This is a genomic window from Microbacterium sp. NPDC087592, from assembly GCF_044743585.1.
GTDB lineage: Bacteria > Actinomycetota > Actinomycetes > Actinomycetales > Microbacteriaceae > Microbacterium.
In genome coordinates, this window is record NZ_JBIUWT010000001.1 from 2,394,900 (window position 1) to 2,411,459 (window position 16,560).

A 16,560-nucleotide genomic window follows, 5' to 3' on the forward strand; every position below is an offset into this window, starting at 1 on the left:
CGTAATAGTCAGTCCTTTCCACCGCCGCGGACGAGTTCGAGTCCGGCCCCGGCGAACTGCCGAAGCGTGGCATCCGGCAGGAACGCCCGCGTGAGCGCGCCGCCGATGCGGGTGAGATCGCTCTCGTCGCGGAACAGGAGGTACATGGTCTCGTAGCGCGGGTGGAACTTCTGCTTGAAACGGTGCAGTGAGCCGAAGCCATAGACCGGCTCCAGGGCATCCGCGAGTCGCTCGCTCAGCGCGGCGATCACACCGGCATCCGGCGGATAGTCGTGGGCGAGGGGAGCGCCGGAGAGCGACATGATCTCGGCCCCCTCCTCGGAGAACTGCTTCGCCGAGGATCCGATGAGATATTCCATCACCGGTCCGAACCCGCCGTCGCGGCGGCGCATCAGATCGAGCGTCCACCCGCGCACCGCGCCGTCGCCGCCGTACACGGGGAGCCACGAGAGGAAGCCGTCGATGTCGCCGTTGGGGGCGACGGCCAGCGCGAGGCGCACCTCCGGGTCCTCCGCCTCATCGAGCGTGCCGAGGGTGAAGCGCATCTCCGGCAGATCCTTGTCGCCGACCCAGGCTTCGGAGATCGCCCGCAGCTGCTGCTGCACACCCCAGGACTCGGCCTTCAGGTGCGTCATCCGGAAGGTCATGTCGTCGCGGCCGGCTCTGTTGAGCGAGGTGCGCACGGAGTTCCACCGCTTGCCCGTGAACTCCAGCCCCGGCAGGTCGACGATCGTGTCGTCGGCCACGACGATGCTGCGCCAGGTCGAGGGCACTGCGGCCCGGGTGGCCTCATCGGCGCTGAAGAAGCACGGCACGAGACCTGCCTGCTCAGCGGTGCGGATGAACTCCGTCACGGCCTCGGCGCGAGAATCCGCCGGGCCGATCGGGTCGGCGAGCGCCAGAGCCACGCCGTTGCGCCGCTGGTACGCGACGATGCCGCCGGTCACCCGGGCGTAGCTGTTGCCGTCCCAGGTCGTCATCCACGACAGCGTGCCTCCGCCGTGCGTGCGCAGCTCCTTCTTCATGTCGTCCGCCGTGGGGGAGGGCTGGATGCCGAGCTTCGTCTTGCGCCTGGCCCCGAACGCCCGGCGCACCCAGATGAGGTAGACGAGCATGACCAGCCAGAGGAAACCGTTCGCCAGGGAGAGCTCGGTCTCACCGTCCCAGCGGAAGTCCACCTGGGCCTGGCTGAAGACGGTGATGAGGGTGAGCACGAGCGCCGCGACCAGGACGTTGAAGATTCCGAGCAGCAGTGCGAGCACCCAGGTCCAGCGGCGGCCGCGGCGCAGACCGTTCACGAGCACCAGGATCACGACGACGTCGATCGCGAGGTCGATGAAGCCACCCGATGCGGGTTCGGTCGGGCCGAACGGGCCGTCGGTGGGGAGGAGGGTCGTGATGATCTCGACTGCGCCGAGCACGAGGATGGCTATCACCGCGATCAGCCTCTGCTCGCGGACGGTCGTGTGCCGCACGCGCAGCGAGCGGTCGACCACGAGGATCAGCAGCACGGCGAGCAGGTGCTCGAGGTCGGCGATCTTGCCCCAGAACAGCATCGCGATGAACACGAAGCCGAGCAGGATCAGCCAGCCGCGCACCCGCCACGGTGGGCGGAACAGGCCGACCGCCGCGGCGATGCAGGCCATGGTTCCGCCTGATGCTCCGACGTCGAGCGCCCGCGCCTGGGTCGTGGCCCACTCCCAGGGGAACTGCGAGAGCAGGAGGAGCAGCAGCGCGGTGGCGAAGATCGCGAACAGCTGACCGATCCAGTAGTACGCGAGTGCGACCCGCGATCCGCGCCGGAACTCCAGGTACGCCATGCCCCAGAAGCCGGCGATCGTGAACACGTAGACCCACGGCTGGTTCACGAAGAACGTGCCGGTCAGCGGGGTCCACCACTTGCCGTCGACGAGGTTCGGCAGACCGTAGGCCACGGTCGGGAACAGCTTCGTGTCCTCGAACGGTGCCCAGAGCCCGTTCCACACGACCCCGACGATGAGGATCAGCAGCGCCATGATCAGCGTCGCCGGGATGCGGCGGACGACGGCGATGGCCGGGTGGGGCGTGGGGGAGCGCTCCTCAGTCATGCGCTCAGCGTAGCGAGGGGGCTCCGTGCTGTGGCTACTCTCCGCGCAGCACCCGGCGGAGGTCCGCGATCTCGTCGTTCGTCATGCCGCCGCTGCGCAGGTAGCCCGAGACGTCGCCGTGGTTCGCGTCGATCCACTCCAGGGCCGCCTCGATCGCCGAGGCGGGAGACTCGGTCGCCAGCGTCTTGAGGGCGGGAGTGAGGGGGACGCCGAGGGAGGTGATGAGTCCGGTGAGCGCCTCGGCGAAACCGAGAGCCAGGTTCTTCTCCGTCTGCGTGTAGTCGTCGACGATCGCTTCGCGCGGCACGCCGGCGACCGACAGCAGGATCGCCGCGGCGAGTCCGGTGCGATCCTTGCCTGCCGTGCAGTGGAACAGCACGCCGGGGCGGTCGGTGCGCGACGCGGTGAGCACGGTGCGCGCCACCGTCGCGAACTGCACGGCGCTCGCCTCCAGGATGGCCACGTACAGTCCCTCCAGCGTCGGCACCTGCTTCAGCACGTCGGCGACCTGGGTCACGGACAGGCTCGCACCACCGACCGCGGGAAGCAGCTGCTTCACCATCTCGTCCATGGCGCCGCCCTGCATCGGCAGGGGCAGCAGGGTGACGCTGCCGTCTTCGGGAAGCCGGTCCGCCGCGCGGGAGCGCTCGCCGTCGGTGCGCAGGTCGATCACGGTCCCGATGCGGAGGTCGACGAGTTCCTGCAGCCCCTCGTCGGTGAGCCCTGCGAGGGCGTCGGAGCGGAAGAGGAGACCGGAGGCGAGGGTTCCGCCGCCGGTGAGCGGGAGCCCGGTGAGCTCTCGAGCGTTGTGCGTCCCCTGCAGAATCGACGTCAGTTCCATGGTCGTCCGGGCCCTCTCCCTGATTTTGGTCTCAGCGTATCGGGAGTGCACATCCGGCGTTCTCACCGTTTCGGGGTGGGCGTGGACGTTTCGTCCTGTGCTGCACATATACAGGTATGGAGCGAATCGAGGAGAACGAGATGCGCGGCATCGGGGATGACGATCTGGACCGCGCGCTGCAGGTCGCGGGCGAGCTGATCGCGCCGCGAACGCCGGAGCTGGAATGGGAGCTGGCGAGGCTCTCGGTCGCGACGAGAACGCGTGGTCGGCGAACTCGGTCCCATCGGGTCGGAGCGATCGCGGCCGCCGGTGGTGTCGCCCTCCTGTTGGCGGGCGGCGCAGCGGCCGCGGCCACAGGCCTCTGGCGGCCGTGGGCGGAGACGCCGGACGGGACGTTCACCTATGTGCTGCCCAGCGGGATCGAATGCGAGGAGCGGGTGGGCGAGATCACGGCAGAGAATCCCGAGGTGCGCGCGGCGATCCAGAGCATCTTCCGGGACACCGACGTCGTCGCGGCGGCCGATCCCGTGCAGTGGGAGCGTCGGCTGGAAGCGCAGCCCGACGTCACCGAGACCGCCCGCTCGTGGATCGAATCGGGCCGCACCACCCTCCCCACAGTCGACGACGTCATCGCGCAGATGGCCATGTCGCGCGCGGTGAACGACGTCGTCATCACCGAGCTCGAGGAGCGCGGGTTCGACCCCGAGCGGCCGGACAACATGATCGCCTCGAGCGGGCAGGCGATCTGCACGGAGGAGGGCCGGTGAACCCGGTGTCGGGAGGGGGCGCCCGAGCCCGTGCCCTCGATTGCATCTCGGCATGCTCGCCGGATCTGCTGGCGTATTTCGAACGGAGAACGGCGAGCGCTGACGCCGCCGATCTCCTGTCCGAGACGATGCTCACGGCATGGCGGCGTATCGACGACCTGCCGAAGGACGACATCGAGGCGCGGATGTGGCTGTTCGGGGTCGCGAGGCGGATCCTCGCGAACGCCGAACGGGCAGCCGTGCGGCGGTGGAAGCTCGCGGAGCGACTGCGGGGCCACCTGGCCACCCATCCGCACACGCACGACGACGCCCAGGCGATCGATGTGCGTGATGCGGTCCGCCGGCTCCCGGACGATCTGAGGGATCTGATCGGGCTCGTGCATTGGGAAGGCTTCACGCTCGAGGAGGCGGCGCGCATCATCGGTATCCCCGCGTCCACGGCGAGGGGGCGGTATCGGAATGCTCGGCGCCGGCTCGCTGACATGCTGCTGTCGCCCGAGGCTGCCGGCTCAAGCGCCTCGGTCTCCGAGGGCGCCTGAGCCGGCGTGCCGTGTCAGCCGTTGACGGCCTTCTCGATCGCCTGCTCGAGGTCGTCCCACTCCTGCAGCTCGACCTTTCGGCCGTCGACGAAGAACGACGGGGTGCTGCTCACCTCGAGCTTCTCGCCGTCGCTCTTGTCGGCCTGCACGCGTTCCGCGGTGGCGGGGTCGGCGATCGCGGCGTCGTAGGCAGCCATGTCGAGGCCCAGGTCCTCGGCGAAGCCACGGAACACCTCTGGTGTCTCCTCGGGCTGCTCGCCCCACTGCGCCTGGGTCTCGAACAGCCGGTGGTACATGTCCTCGAATCGGTCCTGCTGCGCCGCCGCCTCGGCGGCGAGGGCGGCCTGGGTGGAGTTGATGTGCCCCGGCAGCGGGAAGTAGCGGACGACGTAGGTGATCTCGCCGTCGAACTTCTCGCGGAGCTCTTCGACGATCGGGTAGAACGCCCCGCACGCCTCACACTCGAAGTCGAGGAATTCGACCACGGTGACGGCGCCCTCGCCGCCGTCGTCGAGCACGTGCGAGTCGGTGCGCACGGTCTGCCGCTCCTCGCCTTCGGGTGGCGCGGTGGTCGCCTTCTGGTTGAGGGCGAACACGATGCCGACGATCAGCAGCACGATGGCGACGGCGATGGCGATCAGGGTCGCTTTGACAGAGTTCTTCATGGGGTCTCCAGACACAGGGGTACGACGGGGAAGGATGCCGCGCGAGGCGGCTCGCTGCACGCGTCGGGGGTCAGGTGCGGGAGATCGAGAGCTGTGTCAGGGAGAGGGCGGGGACGACGAGGCGCGGGCCGGCACGGCTCGGCGACGTCAGGCGGGGAGCGCGGGTGCCGAGGGGCCGGGAGCCCCGACCGCGGAGCCGGAGGAACAGCAGCACCAGTGCGACGCCGCACAGCACGGCGAGCACGCAGACGCCGATGTCGGAGGAGAGCACGTCGATGGCCGTCGCGCTGTCGGGGCCACCACCGGCGGCCACGGTGTCAGTCGGAGACGAGACGCCGGACGCGAGGCAGAGGGTGGCGTGCACATCGGCCGGGCCGTGGGAGCTGGACCAGGCGCCGATCACCAGCAGGAGCGCGAGGCCGACGGCGGTGATCGCGCGGGCGATCAGCGTCCGATCAGCCCGCGCTCGCAGCATCCGATCCGGCGGTGAGGGCAGCATTTCCCGCGCAGTCTAGCAACGGTGCCTCTGTCTCTCCGGGGCCGGGCCACCGCTGACACGCCTACACTGGAGGGGTGGCGAGACTACTGATCGTCGGCGGCTTCCTCGCCGCCGTGTTCTGGGTGTACAGCATCGTCGATTGCGCAGTGCAGCCGGCGACGCGGCACCGGGGTGTGTCCAAGGCCGCCTGGATCGCGATCGTGGTGCTCCTCCCCGTGATCGGTGGAATCCTCTGGTTCGTGATCGGCCGGCGCCGTGCGAACGATTCCGGTACCCGCCCCGTCATCGCGCCGGACGACGATCCTGCGTTCCTGCGCAGCATCAGCAAGACCGAGCAGGATGCCCGCATCCGCCGCCTCGAAGAGGAGCTCGCCCGTCTGGACGAGGAGACCGACGAGCCTCCCGCCTCGGACCCGCGCCCGTGACGTCGTCGCCGGCGATGGAGGCCGCGGCTGCCCTGCTCGCCGACCTCGTCGCGAACGGTGTGCGCGACGTCGTGCTGTCGCCGGGCTCGCGCTCGCAGGCGCTCGCGCTCGCCGCCGTGCGCTTCGCCGATGACGGGCACGTGCGCGTGCACGTGCGCATCGATGAACGCGTCGCCGGGTTCACCGCGCTCGGGATCGCCCGGGAGACGGGTGCGCCCGCGGCCGTCATCTGCACCTCGGGCACGGCCGTCGCCAACCTGCTTCCTGCGGTGCTGGAGGCTTTCCACGCCGGTGTCCCGCTGCTGCTGCTGACCGCCGACCGTCCGCCCGAACTCCGCGGCGTCGGAGCGAATCAGGCGACGCGCCAAGAAGGTCTCTTCCACCCCTGGGTGCGTGACCAGATCGATGCCCCGGTGCCGGGGGACGGTGACTGGGCCGGACTCGCCGAGCGTGCTGTGGCGGGCGCGATGGGAGCGCGCGAGGTCGATGGCGCGCTGCCCGGCGTCGCGGGCCCCGTGCACCTCAACCTCCCCGCCAGGGAACCGCTCTCGGGCGACCTCACCGCGACCACGGCAGCCTCGGGCGACGCTCCCCGTCCGCTCGCGGAGGAGCCGTTCGCACTCGAGCGCGGTCCGCGGACCGTCGTGATCGCGGGCGCCGATGCGGGAGCGGATGCCGAAGAGGTCGCCCACGCAGGAGGCTGGCCCCTGATCGCCGAGATCGTGAGCGGTGCGCGCTTCGGGCGACAGGTCGTGCACGGCTACCGTCGGCTGCTGTCGCGCGACGAGCTCGGCGGGCGCATCGAACGGGTCGTCGTGCTCGGCCACCCGACGCTCAGCCGTGAGGTGGCAGCACTCCTCGCCCGTACGGATGTCGACGTGATCGCGGTGCGCCGAGGCGGGGAGGATCTGAACCTCAACCACCGCACCCGTGCCGTCGGCGCCGTGTCCGTCGCACCCGGTCCCGCCGATCGCGCCTGGCTCGGCGACTGGCTCCAGGCCTCGGCCGCCGAGGTCGTCGACCTGAGTGAGAACGCCCCCGACCCCGACGGGCTGGCCTCCACGGATTTCGCCGCCCGCAGGGACGCCGTCAAGGCCGAGCTCGACGCCGTCCGCCGCCCGCTCGACCGTGCACTCCTGGTCGACGCCGTGTGGCGCGCCACCTGGCCGCACGACCGGCTGGTGTTCGGCTCTTCGCGGCTGGTGCGCGTCGCCGATCAGGTGCTCGGCGGCAAGAAGGTGCCCGTGCACGCCAACCGCGGACTCGCCGGGATCGACGGCACCATCGCGACGGCGACCGGCATCGCACTCGCCAGTCAGGCAGCCGGAGCCCCCGGTGTGACGAGGGTGCTGCTGGGTGATCTTGCCTTCCTGCACGACGTCGGTGCGCTGCTGCTGCCTCCGGACGAGACCGAGCCCCGGCTCCAGGTCATCGTCGGCAACGACGGCGGCGGCACCATCTTCGATTCCCTGGAGGTCGCAGGGTCCGCGTCGCCGGCCGACCTCGATCGCGCTTTCTACACCCCGCACACCGTGCGCCTGGAGCACCTCGCGTCGGCCTACGGCTGGGAGTACCAGAGGGTCACGACCCGCACGGCGCTCGACCAGGCGCTGACCACTCCGCGCGGCGGCCGTCAGATCATCGAGGTGCCGCTGCCGCGTTGACTGGCAGGATGTGCGTATGGACGCGCACCGCTGGACGCAGACGCTACGAGTGGGCGAGGGATTCCGCCTCGCCGATCTCGACCCCGATACCAAGCCCGGATACGTCGGCGGCAAGTCGCACGGCGCCCGTGACCTCGCGGCGGGGCTCGAGAAGCTGAACGATCTGCAGGAGAGGTTGTTCGCCGAGAGTCGGGTCGGGGTGGCGAAGGATGCCGTACTGCTGGTGCTGCAGGCGATGGACTCGGCCGGCAAGGGCGGGATCGTGCGGCACGTGGTCGGCGGGGTCGATCCCCAGGGCGTCGCGCTCGCCGCGTTCAAGGCGCCGACACCCGAGGAGCGCAGCCACGACTTCCTGTGGCGCATCGAGAAGCGTCTGCCGGAGCCGGGCTTCATCGGGGTGTTCGACCGCTCCCACTATGAAGACGTCCTGATCGGCAAGGTGCGTGAGCTGGCGGACGCACCGGAGATCGAGCGCCGCTACGACGCCATCAACGAGTTCGAGGCCCGCGTCGCGGCATCCGGCACCCGCATCATCAAGGTCATGCTGCACATCTCGCCCGACGAGCAGAAGGAGCGGCTGATGGAGCGGCTCGAACGCCCGGACAAGTACTGGAAGTACAACCCCGGCGATGTGGACGAGCGGATGCTGTGGCCGCAGTACATGCAGGCGTACCAGACCGTGTTCGACCGCACCTCCACCGAGGCGGCCCCGTGGCACGTGATCCCGGCGAACGCCAAGTGGTACGCCCGCCTCGCGGTGCAGGAGCTGCTGCTCGCAGCCCTGGAGGACATCGACCCGCAGTGGCCGGTCGCCGACTTCGACGTCGAGGCCGAGAAGAAGCGCCTCGCCGCGAGCTGAGCGCGCTCAGGCCAGCGCGTCGACCAGCGGCCGGAACTTCACCCGCGTCTCGAGCAGTTCGCTCTCGGGGTCCGAGCCCGCGACGATCCCTGCGCCGGCGTATGCCGTCACCCCGATCTCCCCGGATCCTGCCGTGAACTGTGCGCAGCGCAGGGCGATAGCCCATTCGCCGTTGCCCGCGGCGTCCACCCAGCCGACCGGGCCGGCGTAGCGGCCGCGGTCGAAGGGCTCGAGCTCGCGGATGGCGGCGATGGCCGCGGGCGTCGGGGTGCCGGCGACGGCGGCGGTCGGATGCAGCACCTGCACCAGGTCGAGCGCCGATTCGCCGTCGGCGAGCTCGCCCTCGACGTCTGTCGCGAGATGGAAGAGGTTCGGCAGCTTCAGAAGGAAGGGCTGCTCGCTCGCGGCCAACGCCCGGGTGTGCGTCCGGAGCGAGGCGAGCACGCTCTGCACGGCGTACTGGTGCTCGTCGAGATCCTTCGTGCTCGAGGCGAGGTGGGAGGATGCCGCGGTGTCGGCGTCCGCATCCGCTCCCCGGCCGATGGTACCGGCGAGCACACGAGCGGTCACGGTGCCGTCGTGCACCGTGACGAGGGTCTCCGGGCTCGCGCCGATCAGCCCGTCCACGGCGAAGGCCCAGGTGTCGGGGTAGCCGGTCGACAGGGCACGCACGAGACGGCGCAGGTCCGACCCGGCCGGGACGCTGCCGGTGAGGTCGCGCGCGAGCACGACCTTGCTCAGCTCGCCGTCGGCGATGCGGGTGAGCGCGCGGCGCACCGAGTCCTGGTAGCCCTGCGGGCTCTGGGCTCCCGGGCCGACGGTGCCGGCCCAGTGCGGACCGTACGGCTGGGTCGCGAACGGCTCCTCGGAGACGGGCGATGCGGCGAGGCGGATGCGGGTCTCCCAGAACCGATCGCCGTGGCGCCCGAGCACCTGACTCGGCACGACGAGCACGCTGTCGGCCGCCGACTCCTCGTCGAAGGCGAACGCGCCGAAAGCCACCAGCCCACTGCCGGGCAGGCCCACGGGGTCGGAGATCTCGGCCTGTGCCACCATGCCTCGCCAGGCGTTCGCGAGCGCCGCGGTGCGCGACAGTCCGGCCGCCGACGGCTGACGGACCTCGGCGAGCGGTTCTCCGACCGCGACGATGCCGTCTCCGCGCCGCAGCCAGGCGAGCGGGCGGGCGGGATCCGCGTAGGCGAGGAGGTCTTCGACCGGGTCGATCTCTCGGGTCTCCACGACCAGGTGGGTGGTGTGCACGCATCCAGCCTATGCCGCTCTCACGGCACGGATCTGCGCCGACGTAGGGTGAACGGATGAGCGCTGCACGCCCCGCACCCGGCACCGAGATGGTCTTCCAGTGGCGCAAGTGGGACGGGTCGCCGCACTGGCGGCACGAGTGCGTGTATCTCGGCGCCGACGAATGGGGCGACTGGATCGGGCAGCCGGTGGGTTGGCACAGCTTCCGGCCCGGGGCCGAGTTCCATGCGGGCGGACCCAACGTCACGCTCGTTCCGGCGAGCGGCGACCACGCCGTGACGGTGAACCGTCGCCACCGCCGCGGCATGCGGATCTACATCGACCTGGGGTGGGACATCCACTGGTCCGACGACCCGCTCCTCGCGACCGGCATCGACATGGACCTCGATGTCGTGCGCGTGGCCGGGGCCCGGGGCACCTGGGTCGACGACCGCGACGAGTGGGCCGAGCACAGCGTCCGCTACGGCTATCCCGTCGACGTCATGGAGCATCTCGAGACGCTCGCGCTCGCCTTGGAGGATCGGGTGCGCGCGCAGGTCGCACCGTTCGACGATGCCACCGCCGATCCGTGGCTCGACCGCCTCGAAGCCCTGGGCCTCGCGCCTAGACTGAACGCGTGACTTCGAACGAGAAGAACCGCGCCGATCTCGGCAAGGACCCCGCCCGCGTCAGCGGCATGTTCGACCAGGTCGCCGCCGGGTACGACCGCACCAACACGGCCATGACCTTCGGCAACGACGTGCTGTGGCGCGCGGCGACCACCCGTGCGGTCGCCCCGAAGCCGGGGGAGCGGATCCTCGACCTCGGTGCAGGTACCGCGTCGTCGTCGGCGTCGCTCGCCCGCAGCGGCGCCGAGGTGGTCGCGGCCGACTTCTCACCGGGGATGCTCGAAGAAGGCCGGCGCCGCCACGGTGCGATGCGCAACCTCTCGTTCGTGCAGGCGGATGCCACGGCGCTGCCGTTCGCGGATGCCGAGTTCGACGCGGTCACGATGTCGTACGCGCTGCGTAACGTCAACGATCCGAAGAAGGCGCTGCGCGAGCTGTATCGGGTGACCAAGCCCGGCGGCCGGCTCGTGATCAACGAGTTCTCCACGCCTCCGGCGAAGCTGTTCCGCGGCGCATACCGGTTCTACAACGCGCAGGTGCTGCCCCGTGTCGCCCGGGTGGCAGGCACGAACGGCGACGCGTATGACTACCTGAACGAGTCGATCCGCGAGTGGCCCGACCAGAAGAAGCTGTCGGCCTGGATCCGCGAGGCGGGGTGGGGCGACGTGGCCTACCGCAACCTCACGTTCGGCATCGTGGCCCTGCACCGAGCGCGCAAGCCCGCGTGAGCGCCGCGCACGCAACTGCGGCATCCCGGCGCAGGTAGGCTGGGACCGTGACTTCGAGCCCCATCGCCCCGGGTTCACGGCTGGCCAGCCGTCTGGGGTTCAGCGACCGCGTGTTCATCGGCCCTGCCGCACGCAAGGTCGCGCGCGCGATCGAAGACGGCCTCGAGCTCGTCGAGACCGGCCTCGCCCAAGACGTCCGGGTCGCCGACCCGCTGGCCGATGCGGCCAGCCGCTATCTGTACGAGGCGGGCGGCAAGCGCATCCGTCCCGTGCTTACGCTGCTCGCCGCCCAACTCGGCGACGGCAACACCTCCGAGGTGATCGATGTCGCCAAGGCGCTGGAGATCACCCACCTGGGCTCGCTGTATCACGACGACGTCATGGACGGCGCCGACCGCCGTCGTGGCGTGCCGGCGGCGCATGCCGTGTGGGGCAACAACATCGCCATCCTCACCGGCGACATCCTCTTCTCCCGCGCCAGCCAGCTGATGTCCCGGCTCGGTGAGCGCGCCATCCGGCTCCAGGCCGACACGTTCGAGCGCCTGGTCCTCGGCCAGATGCACGAGACGCTCGGGCCGCAGCAGGACGACGACCCGATCGCGTTCTACATCCAGGTGCTCGCCGACAAGACCGGCTCTCTCATCGCCGCCGCCACGCAGGGCGGTGTGATCTTCTCTAACGCGCCGAGCGAGTACGAGGAGCCGCTGCGCGTGTACGGCGAGAAGATCGGCGTCGCGTTCCAGCTGCTCGACGATGTGATCGACCTGTCGGCCAAGCCCGAAGAGACCGGGAAGGTGCCGGGTACCGATCTCCGCGCCGGCGTCCCGACCATGCCGTACCTGCTGCTGAAGGCCGAGCCCGATGACGCCGCCGTCGACCTCGCGGCGCGCATCGATGACGGGGTGGCCCTCATCGCCGATGGCGCCGACCCCGCGATCCTCGACGGCCCGCTCGACGAGCTGCGCGATCACCGGGTGACGCAGAAGACCCTCGAACTCGCGCACGCGTGGACGCGGGATGCCGTCGACGCGCTCGCACCGCTGCCGCGTGGGACCGTGCGCGAGGCGCTGACCCGATTCGCAGAGACCCTCGCCGAACGCTCCAGCTGATCGCACGTGACCGTCGGGTCGCGCGCCGGTTGCGTCGGCATACGAAAGGACCTCCCATGACCAAGCTCAGACTGGCCATCGTCGGTGCGGGCCCCGCCGGCATCTATGCCGCTGACATCCTGCTGAAGGCCGAGCGCAAGTTCGACGTCTCGATCGACCTCTTCGAACAGCTCCCTGCACCGTATGGACTCGTGCGCTACGGCGTCGCCCCCGATCACCCTCGTATCAAGGGGATCGTCAACGCGCTGCGAGACGTGCTCGACCGCGGGGACATCCGCCTGTTCGGCAACGTGCGCTTCGGTGAGGACATCACCCTCGACGACCTGAAGAAGCACTACAACGCCGTCGTCTTCGCGACCGGCGCGATCCGCGATACCTCGATGGACATCCCGGGGATCGATGCGGTCGCCTCCTACGGTGCCGCCGACTACGTCAGCTGGTTCGACGGACACCCGGACGTGCCGCGCGAGTGGCCGCTGGATGCCGCATCCGTCGGCGTGCTCGGCAACGGCAACGTGGCGCTCGATGTCGCGCGCATGCTCGCGAAGCACGCCGAGGATCTGCTCGTCACCGAGGTGCCGGCCAATGTCTACGAGGGTCTCAAGGCCAGCGAGATCACCGACGTGCACGTGTTCGGCCGCCGCGGCCCCGCGCAGGTGAAGTTCACGCCGCTGGAGCTCCGCGAGCTCGGCGAGCTGCGCGACGTCGACATGGTCGTCTACGACGAGGACTTCGACTACGACGAGGCCTCGAAGGATGCGGTCGCCAGCAACAAGCAAGTCATGGTCATCGACCGCATCCTGCAGTCGTGGCGCAAGCGCGACTCGGTGAACAATGCCGGGGGCACGGCCTCGCGCCGTCTGCACCTGCATTTCTGGGCGCGCCCTGTCGAGGTGCGCAAGGACGAGAACGGCCGCGTCGCGGCACTCGTCTACGAGCGCACGCAGCCCGATGGGCAGGGCGGTGCGGTGGGAACCGGGGAGCTGCGCGAGGTGCCGATCCAGGCGCTGTACCGTGCGATCGGATACTTCGGCTCGCCCCTTCCCGGTGTGCCGTTCGACAAGAAGCACGGCGTCATCCCGAACCGTGAGGGCCAGGTGCTCGCGAAGGACTCCAACGAGCGGGTCTCCGGCATCTACGCGACCGGGTGGATCAAGCGCGGCCCGGTGGGTCTGATCGGGCACACGAAGTCCGACGCCATGGAGACCGTTCGGCACATCATCAACGACCAGGGCTCCTGGTGGCACCCGGAGGATCCGTCCGAGGAGGCCGTCGTCGAGCTGCTGCGGGAGCGCGGCGTGCGCTGGACCGACCTCGAGGGGTGGCACCGTCTCGACGAGCATGAGATCTCCCTCGGCGCTCCCGAGGAGCGCGCCCGCGTCAAGGTCGTGCCGCGCGACGAGATGGTGCGCGTCTCCCGGGGCGAGTAGGAGGTTCGCCTCCGCCGTCCCCGGTCTCGTCGGCTAGCCTGGCGACGACGGGGGAGGAATGCATGACCGAATGGATCCGGGATGTGCTCGGCGATGAGTTCCAGCAGCTGACCCTCGACCTCGGTACCGATGAGCAGGGTCCGGTGGTGGCCACCCTGGTGCGCGCGCTCCCGGCCGAGCCGGACCTCTGGAACCGCATCCGTGGACGGTGGCCGTTGCTCGACGGCGTCGACGTGCTCTACGTGCACGGTTGGTCGGACTACTTCTTCCAGAAACGGCTCGCGCGTTTCTGGACCTCGCGGGGTGCCCGCTTCTTCGCGCTCGACCTCCGCAAATACGGTCGCAGCCTCCGCGACGGACAGACGCCCGGCTACGTCGCCGACCTCGCCACCTACGACGAGGACATCGGGGCGGCGCTGGAAGCGATGGGACGGGGGCAGGGCGGAATCGAGTCGTCCCGGCGTCTGGTGCTGCTCGGACACTCGACCGGCGGGCTCGTCCTGAGCCTCTGGGCGTCTCGTCATCCTGGTGCGGCGGATGCGGTGATCCTGAACAGCCCGTGGCTGGAGTTCCAGTTCGCGCCGGCGCGGGCGGCGATCGCGCCCATGGTGGAGCTGCAGGCTCGCATCCGGCCCATGGAGGCGGCGCCGCAGGTCGACCTGGGCTTCTACACCCGTGCTCAGCTGGAGGTCGCCGACCCGGATGATCCGATGGAGGTGAATCCGCTATGGCGCCCCGCGCAGACCATGGCGGTGTACGCGGGCTGGTTGCACGCGATCCTCTCCGGGCACAAGGCCGTGGCCGCAGGACTGGGGATCACGGCTCCGGTGTGCGTGTTGCTCTCGGCGCGGTTCGTGCCCCCGACGCGGTGGTCGGAAGAGCTCACCAGCGCAGACTCCGTGCTCGTCGTCGACGACATCGCGCGCGCGGCGCTGCGGCTCGGGGCGAGTGTGACGGTGGAGCGCATCGACGGTGCGCTGCACGACGTCTTCCTCTCGCGCCACGACGCGCGCGAGGACGCCTACCGACGCCTCGAGCGTTGGGTCACGGGCTGGCGCGCGGTGATCTGATCTCGCGTCACAGGTAGTACATCGTCCGGACGAGGCGCTCCGCCTCATCGCCGTCGCCGTCGCGGACGGCGCCCGCGAAGGCGATGTACACGTCGCGCATCCGAGCGCGGTCCGTCACGGGGACCACCCAGTCGCGGAGGTTGCGGAATAGAACCATGCTCGCGTCCTCCATCAGCGTTCGGTGCTGCGCGTTCCCGCTCCGATCTCCGAGATACGAGAACACCGCCCATCGCGCGTCCGAGGTCGTCTCGGGGTGTTCGAGGGACGCGTGCATCGCGGCCACGAGGCGCACGACGTGATCGCGCTGCGCGTCGCTGATGCGCGGCACGGCCAGCCGGGCGGCTATCGCCGCCTGGTACCCGGCGAACTCGAGCGACTGCGCGATCGTCTCCGACGTCACCTCGGTCACCTCCGTGTACCGGCTCGGATACATCGTCACCATCCCCAGCCGCTCCAGACGCTGAAGTGCTTCGCGAACGGGAGTTCGTGACACGTGCAGCTCTTCGGCCACGTCGACGTCGCGGATGCGTTCGCCGGCTTCGATCGTGCCCTCGATGATCTGTCTGCCGAGGTGGTGGAACACCTCTTCGGCCAGAAGCTGCTTGCTCTCGCCGACACTCGTCGATCCGATAATGCTCATGGACCTGCCCCCAGTTGCCCTTCATTTCCCGAGCATCCCCATGATTCGCCCCGGGTGGGCCACCGCATCATGAGGTCGCGTCGGTTTCCAACACGATCTACGCCTGTCGACGCGTGTGGGGGCACACGGCTGTCGGCGACCTCTCCAGTCTTGGCCACTCGGGCCGGTATTCCGGTATGCGATCCTACTGCGCGGCTCCGGAAGACCGAAGTCGCGCCGGCGGGCAGACGAAAGGCCCCACTCGGTCTTTCGCCGAGTGGGGCCTTTCGTCGTACAGGCGGGAGGTTCGCCTAGCGGTAGTTGATGAACTGCAGGTCGAGATCGAGGTCGGCGCCCTTCAGCAGCGCGATGACCGACTGCAGGTCATCGCGGCTCTTGGACTGCACGCGCAGTTCGTCGCCCTGGATCTGGCTCTTGACGCCCTTGGGGCCCTCGTCGCGGATGATCTTGTTGATCTTCTTCGCGTTCTCCGAGGAGATGCCGTCCTTGAGCGTCGAGACGATGCGGAACTCCTTGCCGCTGGCGAACGGGTCGCCAGACTCGAGGCTCTTCAGCGAGATGCCGCGCTTGATGAGCTTGGACTGGAACACGTCGAGCACGGCCTTCGCCCGCTCCTCGGTGTTCGCGATGATGAGGATGCTCTCGCCGCTCCAGGCGATCGACGCACCGGTGCCCTTGAAGTCGTAGCGCTGCTCGATCTCCTTGCGGGCCTGGTTCAGGGCGTTCTCCGCCTCCTGGTGATCCACCTTCGAGACGATGTCAAATGAGCTGTCAGCCATGGTTTCATCCTACTCAGGGGCTCAGTGCGTACACATTGTCGGAGATCCTGGTTGCTCCGTCGGGAGTGGGGTAGTCGTCCGGGACCACCATGAAGTGACCTGCGGGTCCGCTCATCCCGATGGGCCCGCGTTCGCCTCCACAGGCCATGCCGCCTGCGGTCTCGTCGAGGTGGGCGAGCACGCAGACCGTCCCCTCGTCGGCGCCGTGCAACAGCCAGATCGAGCCGCCGGAGTGCTCACCGACGAACCGCGCCGATGAGAGATCCGCGTCGTCGACGGAGTACTGCGCGGCCACGGCGTCCGGCAGCGCGTCCGCCGGTTCGGCCTCACGATCCAGCACGGCGTAGTTGGTGGCGAACGCGGTGCACCCGCTCAGGGCGATCGCCGACAACGTCAGGAGGAGACCCGCCGCTGTCCGCGCGACGCGAAGGGAACGATCCGTCATGGCCCCAGTCTACGAGCGCTCCGTCTCGCGTCCCATGGAAGCGTTTTCACAAGCCTTGCTTCCATTCATCCCGGTCACGGCTTGGTATCGACGCTCTTCTTCGTTGCAAAAGGAGTCGTATCCGATGCATACTGTAAGCGCTTGC

At 69.5% G+C, this 16,560-nt stretch carries 18 protein-coding genes; 10 read left to right on the plus strand and 8 right to left on the minus strand.

Annotated features, from left to right (window positions below; all coding sequences use genetic code 11):
* Positions 1 to 8: 8 nt before the first annotated feature.
* Both ACIOTO_RS11490 and ACIOTO_RS11495 read right to left on the minus strand, forming a co-directional pair.
* Positions 9 to 2,087 carry a bifunctional lysylphosphatidylglycerol flippase/synthetase MprF gene (locus tag ACIOTO_RS11490; protein WP_400857915.1) on the minus strand — a complete coding sequence of 693 codons (2,079 nt, stop codon included), beginning with the start codon at positions 2,085 to 2,087 and terminating at the stop codon, positions 9 to 11.
* Positions 2,088 to 2,121: 34 nt separating this feature from the next.
* Complete coding sequence (locus tag ACIOTO_RS11495; protein ID WP_400857916.1) at positions 2,122 to 2,928, minus strand: tyrosine-protein phosphatase; 807 nt, start codon at positions 2,926 to 2,928, stop codon at positions 2,122 to 2,124.
* A gap of 140 nt (positions 2,929 to 3,068) precedes the next feature.
* On the opposite strand from ACIOTO_RS11495, the gene ACIOTO_RS11500 reads away from it, so the two are divergent.
* Complete coding sequence (locus ACIOTO_RS11500; protein ID WP_400857917.1) at positions 3,069 to 3,695, plus strand: hypothetical protein; 627 nt, start codon at positions 3,069 to 3,071, stop codon at positions 3,693 to 3,695.
* Entirely contained in the window at positions 3,692 to 4,234 is a 543-nt protein-coding gene (locus ACIOTO_RS11505) for an RNA polymerase sigma factor (protein WP_400857918.1), read from the plus strand. Before ACIOTO_RS11500 ends, ACIOTO_RS11505 begins: the two co-directional genes overlap by 4 nt.
* A gap of 14 nt (positions 4,235 to 4,248) precedes the next feature.
* Here ACIOTO_RS11505 and ACIOTO_RS11510 read toward each other — a convergent pair whose 3' ends face one another.
* Both ACIOTO_RS11510 and ACIOTO_RS11515 read right to left on the minus strand, forming a co-directional pair.
* Positions 4,249 to 4,899 (minus strand): DsbA family protein, encoded by a 651-nt coding sequence (locus tag ACIOTO_RS11510; protein WP_262001349.1) that lies wholly within the window; start codon positions 4,897 to 4,899, stop codon positions 4,249 to 4,251.
* A gap of 70 nt (positions 4,900 to 4,969) precedes the next feature.
* Positions 4,970 to 5,398, minus strand: a complete 429-nt coding sequence (locus ACIOTO_RS11515) for a hypothetical protein (RefSeq protein WP_400857919.1) — start codon at positions 5,396 to 5,398, stop codon at positions 4,970 to 4,972.
* 74 nt (positions 5,399 to 5,472) lie between these two features.
* Between ACIOTO_RS11515 and ACIOTO_RS11520 the strand changes: the two genes are divergently transcribed.
* From ACIOTO_RS11520 to ACIOTO_RS11530, 3 genes are read left to right on the plus strand one after another with little or no spacing between them, the layout of a single operon-like run.
* Complete coding sequence (locus ACIOTO_RS11520; protein ID WP_029260899.1) at positions 5,473 to 5,823, plus strand: PLD nuclease N-terminal domain-containing protein; 351 nt, start codon at positions 5,473 to 5,475, stop codon at positions 5,821 to 5,823.
* 14 nt (positions 5,824 to 5,837) lie between these two features.
* Entirely contained in the window at positions 5,838 to 7,487 is a 1,650-nt protein-coding gene (menD, locus tag ACIOTO_RS11525) for a 2-succinyl-5-enolpyruvyl-6-hydroxy-3-cyclohexene-1-carboxylic-acid synthase (RefSeq protein ID WP_400858088.1), read from the plus strand.
* 16 nt (positions 7,488 to 7,503) lie between these two features.
* Positions 7,504 to 8,346 (plus strand): PPK2 family polyphosphate kinase, encoded by an 843-nt coding sequence (locus ACIOTO_RS11530; protein ID WP_400857921.1) that lies wholly within the window; start codon positions 7,504 to 7,506, stop codon positions 8,344 to 8,346.
* A 6-nt stretch (positions 8,347 to 8,352) separates the two neighbouring features.
* Here ACIOTO_RS11530 and ACIOTO_RS11535 read toward each other — a convergent pair whose 3' ends face one another.
* On the minus strand, positions 8,353 to 9,606 hold the full coding sequence (locus ACIOTO_RS11535) for an isochorismate synthase MenF (RefSeq protein ID WP_400857922.1): 1,254 nt from the start codon (positions 9,604 to 9,606) through the stop codon (positions 8,353 to 8,355).
* A gap of 56 nt (positions 9,607 to 9,662) precedes the next feature.
* Here ACIOTO_RS11535 and ACIOTO_RS11540 point away from each other — a divergent pair, with 56 nt between their 5' ends.
* The 5 genes from ACIOTO_RS11540 to ACIOTO_RS11560 all read left to right on the plus strand — a co-directional run bounded on the left by ACIOTO_RS11540 (position 9,663) and on the right by ACIOTO_RS11560 (position 14,551).
* The gene (locus ACIOTO_RS11540) at positions 9,663 to 10,226 is read left to right on the plus strand and encodes a hypothetical protein (protein ID WP_400857923.1); all 564 of its coding nucleotides are present in this window, start codon (positions 9,663 to 9,665) and stop codon (positions 10,224 to 10,226) included.
* Positions 10,227 to 10,282: 56 nt separating this feature from the next.
* The gene (locus ACIOTO_RS11545; protein WP_400858090.1) at positions 10,283 to 10,942 is read left to right on the plus strand and encodes a class I SAM-dependent methyltransferase; all 660 of its coding nucleotides are present in this window, start codon (positions 10,283 to 10,285) and stop codon (positions 10,940 to 10,942) included.
* 47 nt (positions 10,943 to 10,989) lie between these two features.
* Positions 10,990 to 12,051 (plus strand): polyprenyl synthetase family protein, encoded by a 1,062-nt coding sequence (locus tag ACIOTO_RS11550; RefSeq protein WP_029260905.1) that lies wholly within the window; start codon positions 10,990 to 10,992, stop codon positions 12,049 to 12,051.
* Between the two features lie 56 nt (positions 12,052 to 12,107).
* A complete protein-coding gene (locus tag ACIOTO_RS11555) occupies positions 12,108 to 13,481 on the plus strand; it encodes an FAD-dependent oxidoreductase (protein ID WP_262001344.1) in 1,374 nt (457 codons plus the stop codon).
* A gap of 62 nt (positions 13,482 to 13,543) precedes the next feature.
* Positions 13,544 to 14,551: an alpha/beta hydrolase gene (locus tag ACIOTO_RS11560; RefSeq protein WP_400857924.1), complete on the plus strand. Its 1,008-nt coding sequence runs from the start codon at positions 13,544 to 13,546 to the stop codon at positions 14,549 to 14,551.
* Positions 14,552 to 14,558: 7 nt separating this feature from the next.
* Here ACIOTO_RS11560 and ACIOTO_RS11565 read toward each other — a convergent pair whose 3' ends face one another.
* The 3 genes from ACIOTO_RS11565 to ACIOTO_RS11575 form a co-directional block, all read right to left on the minus strand.
* Entirely contained in the window at positions 14,559 to 15,191 is a 633-nt protein-coding gene (locus ACIOTO_RS11565) for a GntR family transcriptional regulator (RefSeq protein WP_029260908.1), read from the minus strand.
* A 290-nt stretch (positions 15,192 to 15,481) separates the two neighbouring features.
* Positions 15,482 to 15,970, minus strand: coding sequence for a YajQ family cyclic di-GMP-binding protein (locus ACIOTO_RS11570; protein WP_017829222.1), 489 nt, complete (start codon positions 15,968 to 15,970; stop codon positions 15,482 to 15,484).
* 13 nt (positions 15,971 to 15,983) lie between these two features.
* Positions 15,984 to 16,415 (minus strand): hypothetical protein, encoded by a 432-nt coding sequence (locus ACIOTO_RS11575; protein ID WP_400857925.1) that lies wholly within the window; start codon positions 16,413 to 16,415, stop codon positions 15,984 to 15,986.
* Between the last annotated feature and the right edge of the window lie 145 nt (positions 16,416 to 16,560).